8 protein-coding genes and 3 pseudogenes are annotated in these 11,858 nt (G+C 60.2%); 3 read left to right on the top strand and 8 right to left on the bottom strand.

The features are described from left to right. Window positions 1-4: 4 nt before the first annotated feature. Window positions 5-1,990, bottom strand: a complete 1,986-nt coding sequence (locus tag ACVWWQ_RS02075) for an FTR1 family protein (protein WP_457383285.1) — start codon at window positions 1,988-1,990, stop codon at window positions 5-7. Window positions 1,991-2,033: 43 nt separating this feature from the next. After that, complete coding sequence (locus ACVWWQ_RS02070; RefSeq protein ID WP_457383284.1) at window positions 2,034-2,615, bottom strand: cation transporter; 582 nt, start codon at window positions 2,613-2,615, stop codon at window positions 2,034-2,036. Window positions 2,616-2,728: 113 nt separating this feature from the next. Between ACVWWQ_RS02070 and ACVWWQ_RS02065 the strand changes: the two genes are divergently transcribed. Then, window positions 2,729-3,115, top strand: a complete 387-nt coding sequence (locus ACVWWQ_RS02065; RefSeq protein WP_133950329.1) for a MerR family transcriptional regulator — start codon at window positions 2,729-2,731, stop codon at window positions 3,113-3,115. 18 nt (window positions 3,116-3,133) lie between these two features. Here ACVWWQ_RS02065 and tnpC read toward each other — a convergent pair whose 3' ends face one another. The 5 genes and pseudogenes from tnpC to ACVWWQ_RS02040 form a co-directional block, all read right to left on the bottom strand. Then, entirely contained in the window at window positions 3,134-3,502 is a 369-nt protein-coding gene (tnpC, locus tag ACVWWQ_RS02060; protein ID WP_133950331.1) for a Tn3 family transposase post-transcriptional regulator TnpC, read from the bottom strand. Then, window positions 3,483-4,940 (bottom strand): annotated as a pseudogene (locus ACVWWQ_RS02055) (transposase); the annotation flags it as partial. The gene tnpC and the pseudogene ACVWWQ_RS02055, both read right to left, overlap by 20 nt. 72 nt (window positions 4,941-5,012) lie before the next feature. Then, window positions 5,013-5,603 (bottom strand): hypothetical protein, encoded by a 591-nt coding sequence (locus ACVWWQ_RS02050; protein ID WP_133950333.1) that lies wholly within the window; start codon window positions 5,601-5,603, stop codon window positions 5,013-5,015. A gap of 33 nt (window positions 5,604-5,636) precedes the next feature. After that, window positions 5,637-7,361, bottom strand: a complete 1,725-nt coding sequence (locus ACVWWQ_RS02045; protein WP_133950335.1) for an ATP-dependent helicase — start codon at window positions 7,359-7,361, stop codon at window positions 5,637-5,639. Continuing rightward, complete coding sequence (locus ACVWWQ_RS02040) at window positions 7,358-9,373, bottom strand: AAA family ATPase (protein WP_133950337.1); 2,016 nt, start codon at window positions 9,371-9,373, stop codon at window positions 7,358-7,360. The genes ACVWWQ_RS02045 and ACVWWQ_RS02040 overlap by 4 nt, the downstream gene beginning before the upstream one ends. A 62-nt stretch (window positions 9,374-9,435) precedes the next feature. Here ACVWWQ_RS02040 and ACVWWQ_RS02035 point away from each other — a divergent pair, with 62 nt between their 5' ends. Next, complete coding sequence (locus tag ACVWWQ_RS02035; RefSeq protein ID WP_133950339.1) at window positions 9,436-9,846, top strand: hypothetical protein; 411 nt, start codon at window positions 9,436-9,438, stop codon at window positions 9,844-9,846. Window positions 9,847-10,034: 188 nt separating this feature from the next. Here the strand turns inward: ACVWWQ_RS02035 and ACVWWQ_RS02030 are convergent. Then, window positions 10,035-10,649: pseudogene (locus ACVWWQ_RS02030) on the bottom strand (site-specific integrase); the annotation flags it as partial. A gap of 320 nt (window positions 10,650-10,969) precedes the next feature. On the opposite strand from ACVWWQ_RS02030, the pseudogene ACVWWQ_RS02025 reads away from it, so the two are divergent. After that, window positions 10,970-11,827, top strand: a pseudogene (locus ACVWWQ_RS02025) (single-stranded-DNA-specific exonuclease RecJ); the annotation flags it as partial. Window positions 11,828-11,858 lie beyond the last annotated feature (31 nt).

Here is an 11,858-nt window from a genome sequence, read left to right as displayed (position 1 = left end):
GCCTTCATTCTGCATCGGAAAGCACTTCCTGGGTTCCTTGGGGTACTGGCAACGGCTGGCGGCCCCGGCGGATATTGAAGATGAATCCGACCGCCAGCAGCACCAGGATCGTCAACTGGGCCAGCAGGGATTGCCAGGTCGGATAGATACCCAGCAGTTCGATATGCGGCATCGGCGCGACGCTCACCGCGACCCAGCCGGCTTCCTGCAGCGCGGCGATTCCTTTGCCGGTCAGCACAATGGCGAGCACCGCGATCAGCGCCGAACTGGCGGAGAAGAACGTGCCGATCGGCAAGCGCCGGCTCGTGCGCAGCAGCACCCAGGCGATCAGCCCCAGCACGGCCGCACCGGCCGCGATGCCGCCAAGCAGCCACGCTTCCTGGCCGTCGTTCCATAGAGCGGCATAGAACAGGATGCTCTCGAACACCTCGCGGTACACCGAGATGAAGGCCAGCCCGAACAGGAACCATGCCGAACGCCGGTTGAGCGCGGCGGCCATCTTTTCCTTCAGATACGCCTGCCAGCGACCGCCGATACTTTTCTGGTGCATCCACAAACCGACCCCAAGCAGCACGAACGCCGCAAACAGCGACGACAGCCCCTCGGTCAACTCACGGCCGGCACCACTGATGGAAATCGCATAGCTGGCGATCGCCCAGGTGATTCCCCCGGCGACCAACGCGAGGCTCCAGCCGGCGTGCACATAGCGTAGTGCTTCGGGTCGCGCAGCCTTGCGCAGGAAAGCGAGCAGTGCGACCACGACCAGAAGGGCTTCCAGACCCTCCCGTACCAGGATGGTGAACGCCCCCAGGAAGGTGGCGGCCGCATCGCCTGCGGCATCGGCAGTGACTTCTTGCGCGCGTATCAGCAGACCATCGACCTCATCGGCCTGTTTCGCCACCGATTCCACCGAGGTGCTGCTCGTCAGCGCGGTGCGATAGGCACCCATCGCCGTTTCAAGCTTGGCGCGCAGTGCGCTGTCACGCGCATTGAGTTGCGGTTCGACCGGCTCCACGCCATCGAGGTAGGCGGACAGCGCCAGTTGGGTGGCTTGCGCCTTGGCACCGGCTCGGTAAGCCGTCAGGCTCGCCGCCAGTCGCGCTCGTGCCAGAGGAATACCCGCCAAGGCCTGCCGCTGGATGGCCTCAGGGTGAGCTCGCAGATAGCCCATGATCGCCCGAGCGCGCTCCGCACCGAGCGTAGGCGTCAACTGCGTGACGCGAGCGCGCGACAGCTCCTTCAAGTCAGCAACCTGCGCTCGTGCGGCGGTGTCGTGCTGCCACATATTGGCACCGGTGGACGCTTCCTTCGTGTAAGCCAGCGAGCCCACGTAGTACGCCAGCGCCCAACGATCATCGGACGACAGCTGCTGCGCGTAGCTTGCCATCGGCGTACCTTCCACGCCCTGGCTGATCACCTCGTACAACGACAGCGTGCTGCGCTGATCGGCCCGCGTCTGATCGGTGAAGTTCACCGGATGGGGCGACAGCAGCAGACCCGCCGGGCCGTCACCATGACCGGTCGACCCATGACAGGCGGCGCACTGGTTCTGATAGAGCGTCGCCCCACGCGCCAGGTCGGGAGCCTGTTCCGGTGCAGTCGGTACCGGGTAGGCCTGCAGCAATGCATCGGCCAGCGCATGCGCTTGCGTCGCCACCTGAGCGGGTGCGGCTTTGGCCTCCACTGAGGCCACCAGGGCATTGGCCTGCTGTACGAGTGCCGGTGTGGCGGCGGTTGGTTTCAATGCGCTGATACGCGATCGGGCGGTCGCTGTGAATTCCCGCATCTCGGCGTACTCGGATGCGCTGATCACCGCGCCATCCTTCACCGCACCGGCGTAGTCGGTCGCCAGGTAGTCGAGCATCTGCCAGGTCTGCGAGACGGTGGCAGGGGCGTCTTCGGCCCGTGCCGGTAGCGCCGATACGCCCCACAGCAGGAGGACGGAGACAGAGAGGTTGCGTAGAATGCTGCGAATGCGTGTCGTTATCATTATGGAAGGATAGCCACGCAGGGATTCGGCGGCAACAAGAAGCTCAAAGGACGTGCGAGGGATGCGAGCGAAACTGCGGCCACGCGGCTCTCAGGACTTCGACGCCGGTTCGCGCAAAAAGCAAGGCCAACAAGGCGCCAAACACCAGATCGAGCCATGTCCAACCGCTCCATGCCATGAGTGCCGTGGTCAGCAGAACGCCGGCGTTGCCGATGACGTCATTGCGTGAGCACAGCCAGACCGAGCGCATGTTGATGTCGTGCGAACGAAACCGGGTCAGCAGCACGAGACAGGTGAGATTTGCGATGAGTGCGACACCGGCAGTGATTGCCATCACACCTTCCAAGGGTTCGGCGCCCACCACGAGCTTTCGGCTGACTTCGGCGATCACGATCCCCGCAAACAGTAACTGGATACCGCCTTTCACCAACGCGGATCCCGCTCGCCACCGCAGGGCCTGTCCCACCGCCCAGAGGCTGAGCGCGTAGACCAGCGCATCGCCGAGGCTGTCCAGGGAGTCCCCCTGTAGTGCGGTCGAATCGGCCCAGAACCCTGCACCGAATTCGCCCGCAAAGATCGCCAGGTTGATGAACAAGACCGTCCACAGCACGCGGCGCTGGGCCACGGAGCGAGCCAGTGCCTGGCCAGTCGATTCACAGTCGCAACCTGCCATTCTTCGAATTCTCATGCGGTGTGCAGCGTAGACTAAAGTCCGTAGCTACTACGGAGTCAACCGCCGTGCGCATCAGTGATCTGGCGAAAGCCACCGGTTGCCATTTGGAAACCGTGCGTTACTACGAGCGCATCGGCTTGCTGCCGCCGCCAGTGCGGTCGAACGCGGGTTACCGTGACTATCGCGACAGCGACGTCGAGCGCCTGCGTTTCATTGTGCGCAGCCGCGCGCTGGGCTTTAGCCTGGAGGAAATCCGCAGTCTGCTGACGCTCGCCTCCCACACGGAGTTGTCGTGCGAGCAGGTCGATGGTGTGGCGCGAACTCATTTGGCACAGGTGGAGGCCAAGCAACGCGAACTGGCGGCGCTGGCCACCGAATTGCGGGGCATGATCGACATCTGCCACCACGACACGCGAGCGACCTGCACCATCCTGCAATCGCTGGCGGGATAAGTGTTCCGCATCCCGCCATTAGGCATCGTCGGGCGTCAGCGTCAGAAGGGGTCGTATCCGTTTCCGGATGGCCAGCAATACGGTGCTCATGCTCTCCAACTCGGCCTCGATATTCGCGGCCAACTCGACGATCGTTTCGTCGACACTCGTTGCCGCTATCGCGCCCCCGTTAACCAGGGTATGCGTCATCCCATGCAACCGGAGAAGATCGGCGCGTAATTCGTCCGGATCGGCCAGGACCGCGCGAACGGTGTCGAGATCATCGACCGCACGCAACAGATGTGTCGTATCAAAGGTCGCGCGCAACGTCTGAAGTCTTGTTGCGTCGACACCCCCGAGGGATGAGGTGGCGCCGGGCCGCTGCGTTCTATTCGATCGCTGGGTCATTGGCTTGCTCCGTGGCTATGGTTGTCGCCCGCGCGGCTTTCGCGGCATCCTTGAACAGGCGGTCACGAATCCACGGTTCGGGTGGCCGCTTCAGGTCAAGGCGATAGTCCCCAAACCGTTTGACGCCGCCGGTCAGATAGGGCGAGAAAAAGGCCACGTCATGTCCCGACACCGCGACACCCTCATCAGCCAGCTTTTGAAGGGCGCGCATCATGTCCACGGTGTTCTGCAAGATCACGGCCGAGGCGATCAGATCGTTATAACGAAGACGCTTCTGTTGCTCGTCCGGATCGTTCTCGGCGATCACGTCGCCGCCGAATGAAAAGAACTTCGCGAAACCGTTGTACGACTCGATCTTGTTGGTCTCAGCAGTGACCTCTTGGCGCAAGGGCAAACTACCGATCCAGTTCAACAGAAAGACGGTGCGGTGGGCACGCCCGAGCTCCTGAGCCGCAAGAAAGAGGCGGTTGCGCTGGCTGCTTGCCCCGAGCCGACGCAGAAGCATGGGGGAGGCAATCTTGCCCGCCTGGATCGAGATAGCAATCTGCAGGAGATCCTTCCAGTGGGTCTCGATCAATGTCCAGTCGATCGCGCCATGAAAGAGCGAGTCGATGTGCTTGTAGTGGGTCTGTTTATCGGCACGGAAGAAGTCGAGATCCTTCCAGTTGCGTATCCGAGGCAACAGATTGATACCGAGCAGGTAGGTGAACGCAAACACCGTGGCCGACTGGCCCTGCGTGTCCGAATACACGGTGTCGGGTTCGACCGACAGCTTGGCCTGCATCAAACCTTCGATGACGTAGACGGCCTCCCAGATACCCGGCGGGATGAAGTGCCGAAAGGTGGCGATGTAGTTATTCGCGACATGGCGATAGGCCACCGCGCCCATCTTGCGGTACCGAAAGTGATAGCCCGCCAGCAGGTTCTGATCGTAGAAGTCGTATTGCGTGCCATCGGCCGCCACGCTCTTGCCGTCACCCCAGAGCCGCGGAAGATCGAGGCGCAGATAGAGCTCAGCCAGTTCACGCGTAGCGGCTTCGAGCTTTTCGACGGTGACATGCCGACGGTTGACCCGCGAAATCATGTGCGGACTGACCTCGCCGACAAAATGGCGCGCGGCCTGGTTGGGGCCCAAGTTGCACCCCATGGCGAAGACCGTTTGCAGGTAACGCTCGGTGGCCTGTTTGATCTTCGGATCGTGCCCTGAAATCGGACCAAAATGCCGCGTGAAGTGCGTCCAGTGCTCGATGTTGGCCAGGATGTCCAGGAGGTTGCGTGTGGGGAGTTCGCGGCCGAGCGCACTCTGCAAGGCAATCACCGACGCAGGGATATCCCGCGCCTGGACGCGACGCAACACCGGCTCGCCATCGGCGCCGATCGCCACATCGCCTTTGAGGTCGGGAAACGCAGCGTCGATGCGTGCTGCGGTGTCGGTCAACGACACTGCATCGCCCTGTCACCTTCGTGACGCCGCGATTAGAGATTTTGGCCCATTTCTGGCACAAAGCCCTTACGGAATGCAGGACCGTACCGCTTCCAAGGCTTCGGCAAGGCCAGCCGCGCCGGTGCGCTCGAGAATCGTTTGCTCATATGCGGCGCTAAGCTCGGTCTCAATTCCACAAGCTTTAGCATTCAGGAGGTAACTGATTCCATCACGTCCATCGCGCAGTTCTCTTGCGCTTGTAATCGCCAAGTCTGCAAGGACATCAGCTGAAAGGCGCTCAATATTCGGCGACATACGCGTAGAAATGACGACGTCAAACCCTTCGAACTTTTCGAACCGGTCGAGCCGTACCGTATTTGCCTTGTTCGGTTCAGGCTCAACGTATTTCCTGCGACTAGATACGGCATTGATTTCGCGCCGGTAGACGATGTCGAGTACTTCGTGCGCGCTTATGCTTACCTCGAAGATGATTGCCCGCACAGGACGCCCGCCGGAAGCAACGGGGACCAGGGTTGGCGCGCCACACCGTTTCAGGCTCGATCGCGCAAACTCGACATGGAAGGGAGTGAGAACATCCCGCTTCTCGCCAACAATGACAGCAGCGAGTTCTTCGCCCGGATCTGAAATTAGCGAGCCATAAGCCAGCACACCGATCATTGCGTTCCTTTCGCGCCGCGAGGTTCGTACAACTCAGATTTGATTAATGACGGTAACACTGCCGAAGGACGTGAGGAGCAAGCTCAGTCGTGTCGCTTTGCTCTTGGGGATCGCCATCACCAACAACCGCTGAGCTCTTGAGGCGGCGACGTAAATCTTGCGTGCGTCCTCTCCGGCCTCAGCACCGCCCGCACCTTCCAGATGGGCCAAGATATCGCCTGCCTTTTTGATCGTGAGGACAACGCAGACTGCAGGGAACTCCATCCCTTTCGCTGAATGAATGGTGCGTGCCGGGTGGAAATCCACTGGCGGGCTCGCCAATGCTGCGCCTAACTTGGCGTGCGACCTCAGTCTCTGCCCAATCGTTCCGGTGCCGATGAATCCAGGACCCAAGAGGTCGCGGGCGATGGTGAGCCATCCACCAGCATCCATGCCATCCGCAAACCGCAGAGCAGCAGCAATTTCGATGATTTCGGGCCTCCAGCGACCATCATCGAGGGCATTGGTCGCGACATATTCATGATATTCACCGAGCGATCCGATCTTATCTTGGATGAGTAGAACTGCACGATGGAGGCCAACGAGCGTCTCACGCCGATTTCCCAAGCCAAAGGAAAAATAAAAATCGGTCACTGCCCTGGCGAGGACCAGCGTCATGTGCTCGGTCTCCTCAAGTGATGGATGCCCAATCGCTTTGGCGGCGGTTACCAGCCTGGAGGCCAGAACAGGGGCATCTGCAGACAAAATCTTGAGCGATTTGGTGATTTCGTTGAATCTCTTGCCAATCGCGTCGGGCACGGCTGTTCCGCCGTATGCCAGGATATAAACCGGAGTTAGGTCGCCCTTATGTCGTCCAAGCGCTTGATCGGGACTGGCTCGAGAAGCCGGCGGACGCAAAGCGACAATCGCCGAACAGATTGCCGGCGTTGATCGAAAGTTCCCACTCATCGGCAATCGGTCGCGGGCATCAAAGCGCGCACCGAATTTGTTGAGCTCGTCGGTGACGCCTCCCCGGAACTGATAGATCGACTGATTGGGATCGCAGATCACTTTGACGGTCAGACCAGAATCCCGCAGCCATTGAACGATCTCGAGGTCTTCAGGGTTGCAATCCTGAGCCTCGTCAACCACTACCTCTCGGAAGCGCGCCGCGAGAGCCGTTCCCAATCGACTTGCGAATGCCTTGTCACCAAGTCGCACGCGGACGCACTGGCGCACGTCATCGAAGTCGACATGCCCTTTGGTGAGTGCCGCGGTCAGTACCTTGAGCGCGTGCGCTTCATGGCGCGCAACGTCGCGATCGGCGGAATATCCTAGCTCCGCTGCAACCTGCCGGTTCACTTTTCCGGTCTGGCGATCAAATGCACGAAGAGGTAGCGGCTGCATTTTTGGATGCGGTTGAATCTGCCATTCCCGCTTGTCCGGAATGAGGCGCGGAGCGACCTCACAACCTTCCATGCCGAACGGCGCGACGAAAAACTGCCAGAGGAATCGGTCGAACGTGCCAATGAAGCTCGGAAATAGCGGTGTCGGGAGGATGTCGAAGCTACGCAGACGGCTTTCAAGCTCATCAACTGCAGCGTTCGTGAAGGACAAGAAGGCTACGCCACGCCGATCGTCGCCATCGGTCATGAGTTGTCGGGCACGCTCGACCATCGTTCGTGTTTTCCCGGCGCCTGGACAAGCCGTTACGAACGCCGGGCCCTCATGCGCGACAATGGCTTCTTGTTCAGGCGTCGGCGAATAGGCATCGGTCATGCCACAACCAACTGTTCGATGGCGGTCGCGATATAGGTTGGGACCGTGAACTCCTCGCCGTCCTCGATCAAGCGAGCGAGGATCTGCGCGAAGTCTCCTTTTCGCGCTTTCTTGAAAATCGCATGCACAGCCTTGGCGCGCTCATCGCCCTCGAGCTCTATCGCATTGCGCCATTTCTTTTTTGATCGTGGATGGAGTTCGAGATATGACTTCTCAAGGATCTCCACGTTTCCTGCTTCGATGAGCTCCGACTCGAGCGAATACGTACTGGTGATAGCGGCGAAATAGTCGCTCGCCCCCAATTTTCCAACGAGCTTCTCCAGTGACGACTTACGCTGCTCGCCGGGAATGAGCGATTCTTCGACTTCATTCGCCTCCTCCCCGACGTCCTCAGCGCCTGCTTTGGATGATCCCCTCGGATCCGCTGGCGTTGCGGCTGGCATGCTGGTCGAGGCGGGCGCAGCAGCATCTGCGAAGTCGCCTTCCTCGTCTTCGCCCTCTAATTTGAGCCCCTTATCGCCATCGGTCATCACGACGACACGATCAGCGATACGCACACCATTTAGCTCCGTAAGCAGGAGAGTCACATAGGGCGCGAAATCGACTCCATCGATCGGCAAAAAGACAGCCGAACGAAACAACCTGAGCTTTTCGGGATGGTTTTTGAGCGTATGGTGCTTTGCGATGGCAGGCAAAAGGAGGGCCTCCGCAATACCTTCCACCAAAAGCGCACGTCCTCCAAACAGCAGTGCCGCCTTCGTCACATCGAGGTAACGGTCGACCTTTCGTCGATCAAGAGGCGTAAGCGGCATGTTTGCGAGCGGCAAACATCGGGTTGCACGCCGGGGAACCGTGGCCGAGACGGCAGCTGCCACTGATCCGGCGCCAGCCTCGCCGCCGGACATTTCTGAGTCCAATACACTCTCTATGATGCTGGCATCGAGCGATGCCGGCTCGTCCTGCGCGCGCGTCAATCCATTCGCCGACGAGATCACCGACTTGAACACCACCAATCGATCACTACTCACCCAAGCGGAAAGGTGTGGCGAATGCGTGGCCACGACCACTTGCAGCTCACCCGCCGGCGCATGATCTGCGGGTGGGTTCAAGCGTGACCGTTCTGCCTGATCTCGGAGGAAGGAAAGAACAGCCGCCTGAAGCTGTGGATGAAGATGCGCTTCAGGCTCTTCGACGAGGAATAGGGTCAGATCCGCTGTTCGAACTTTTTCGAGTTCGACTGCTATGGTGGCCATGAAAAGCAGGTTCGCATAGCCGTGACCCGAATAGCGCAAATCCTCTGGAGCGACACCGTGATCTGCGAGCTTGAAGCGGAGATCACGGGCGATATCGATTAACGCTTCGTCAGAGGCAAACCCGAGCGATGCTGTCTGACGCCGCACGCCGCCGGTCAGTGCCGACAATCCCTTCTTCACGGCCGAGTCGACCTTCGTCAGGACGTCATGTCCTCGCGTGCGACCAAGATCCTTAGCAAGATCTGCTGCGCTTGTCCCCTCGAGAAAGTGATTGAGGAGCGCCATGATTCGGGTCGGATTGCCCGAGGCGAGCGCGCGCTTGGCGTCACGTAACGTAGGCAGGTAAACATGCCGGATCATTTCATGGCAATCGGGCTCTGGGGCGTTGCCTTCCCTCCCGGCCCATAAGTGCGGCCTTGCGCCGCTGTAACCGCCATCAAATCGAAGGCCGAAGCAGACTCTAGCCAAGCTCTCATCGGTAGCGGCCGAAATCAGTCGCCCCTGTTGCCCGGCAGAGAGATCCGCGAAGTGGGCTTCTAGCTCGAATTGGCTGGCGCCGCACTGGAAACGAACATCGGTAGTTTCACAATAGATTTCTCGACGGCCACTCAATGGCCTCGTCAACAATCGAATAGCATCGATGGCGTTGCTCTTGCCGCCATTATTCTCACCGACCAGGACAGTTAGATCCTTCTGCAATTCAAACTGTGCAGCATCGAACGATCGGAAATTCTCTAATTTAACGCGCTGAAGATACATGGATACCCCCTTCCTTGGCTTGGTAGCATAGACGACGGAACGGACATCAGCGATAGTCCACAATGTTCCGGATCGGCATCAATTCTCTTTCGGAGATTGCGCCGAAAAGCTCATTTCCTTATCCAATGACTCATCGCCACATTGAGATCTTCAAGGCAAACGCAATGCTGCCCAGCCTGACAGACGCATTTGAAATCATCGCAAGCGCCGTGGTTCCCGCCGCAAAGGAAAAATCCGCGGGTGCCGCGGTCGCGGCAGCCGAACGATGCGGTTTAGTCGAACTCGGAGATGGCAAGCCGTCCCAGCATACGATTTGGGAGCGGCAAGATGGTGACGAGACCTTGCGCTTCGAATGGCGTTGGTACGATCAATCCAAAACCTTCTCCATCCAGCCTGACATGAACATCCTCACCGTTACGTTGTTCCTGGCCGCCAATGTCGTGCGCAACGTCGAGCATCGTTACGAAGATTAGCCGTACTGGAAGGGCCGCCGCCCTGGCCTGCAAGGTCAAGTCAAACTTCGCCACAACGAAGTGTCCGACAGATCACTCGCGGTCCAAGGGCCTTGCAAGAATTGCCACAACCCCTGCCTAATATTCAGACCCCACCGAGGGTGATGACGTCATGCAAGGCGCCGCCAGCCGCGTGCCCGAACTTTCTGCTACCGGGTTTTCTCGGGCGCAAGCTTATCGTCCAGCAGCCGCGCAGCGGGATTCTGGTCGACCGAGCCCGCCTGAAAATACCCGATCACACTCGCCACCGAGCGATGCTCGGTCATCGCCATTAACGCGGGCAGGGCGACACCTTGGCGCGCGCCTTCGGTGATAAATCCGGAGCGCAGACTGTGGCCACCAAAGTTGCCCTTCAAACCGGCTTTCGCCGCCCGCCGTTGCACGATCGCGCCGACCGCCGCCGGCGACAGCGCGTTGCCGATCCGGTTCGTCCACAGCCGCCGAAACACCGCGCCTTCCGTCAGGCCACTGGCGGTCAGCCACGCCGTCATCGCCTGACCGGCAATCCCCAGGATCGGTTTATCCGGTGTCGAGGTCGCACTCGGTCCGGCCTGCTGCGTCTTGCTGTGCTCCAGGCGATAGACATATTGATCCGGTCCGATCAGGCGCAGATCGCTGAGATCCGCGGCGGCGACTTCACTGCGGCGCCGGCCACCGCTGGCGAACGCAAAGTAGAGCAGGGCACGATCGCGCAACCCTTCCAACGTGTCATCGCACGTATCGATGAGCGCCTCCAATCCGATGCGCACGATCGCGGTCTTCCGGCGGCGTTACTGGCGGCACAGCACGCATTGAAAGCCAGTACGCAACGGGAAGTGGCGCTACAAGCAAAGTTAGATAGCATTCCTGCGGACGCGAAGATCAAGCCGACGATCAGGAAAAGAAAACCGCGTGGTGCGTCCAGCTGAAGTCGCGCACACCATAGCTTATTGAATTAACTAAATATTTTACTAAATTACTTGTAACTAATTGATTTTATTGGATTCTAAAAACGGCACTTTTTGCACGGAAGGTACGTGGCCCCCAAGCTACGGTTCTGCCTAAGACTTGGCTGTTTTCCTGTCCAAGTCAGCCTCACATGTCGCGTATGAACGCGGCCGGCCGGCTCGAAGACATGCGCCTGGGCGTGGAATGCCTGCTCACCGACGACGTGGCACAGGCGCGCCATTACGCCGGGCAACTCGACGCCATCAATCGCGAGCGTCGTGACCTGCAGGCTTCCATGGTGGCCGAGGCCGAGCAGATGGTGGTCGGGCTGGGCGACATCGACGCGATCGGAGTGGCGTTGTTCGAACCCTCCTGGCATGCCGGCGTGGTTGGTCTGGTCGCCTCGAAACTGAAGGAGCGGCTGCATCGCCCGGTGATCGCCTTCGCCCCGGCCAGCGAGGATGACGGTGACAACCTGCGCGGTTCCGCCCGCTCGATTCCCGGCTTCCACATCCGCGACGCGCTGGCGGTGATCGACGCGCGCCAGCCGGGCCTGATCGAGCGCTTCGGCGGCCACGCCATGGCGGCCGGACTGAGCCTGAAAGCCGGCGACTATCCGCGCTTTGCGGCGGCCTTCGACGCGGTGGCGCGCGAATTGATCGCGCCGGAGCGCCTGCAGGCGGTGTTGTACACCGATGGCGAATTGCCGCCCGGCAGCGCCATTCTGGATCTTGCGCGACAACTGCGTCGTGCCGGGCCGTGGGGGCAGGCGTTTCCCGAACCGCTGTTCGACAACCTGTTCGAGTGCGCCAGCTGGAAGGTGATGGGTGAGTCCCACCTGCGCCTGCAGTTGCGTGATCCGCGCGACGGCGCTGTCCACGACGCGGTGATGTTCAACGCGTACCACGGCCAACCGCCACCGCCTCGGTTGCGTGCCGCCTACGAGCTGACCATCAACGACTGGCAGGGTCGCGAAAGCCCGCGCCTGCTGCTGCGGCATATCGAAGCGGTCTGAACTTTTCTTGCGCGCTGTTCACGCGCTTCGG

The organism is Rhodanobacter sp. TND4EL1, assembly GCF_054061035.1.
This window is presented reverse-complemented; position numbering and strand designations above follow the sequence as displayed.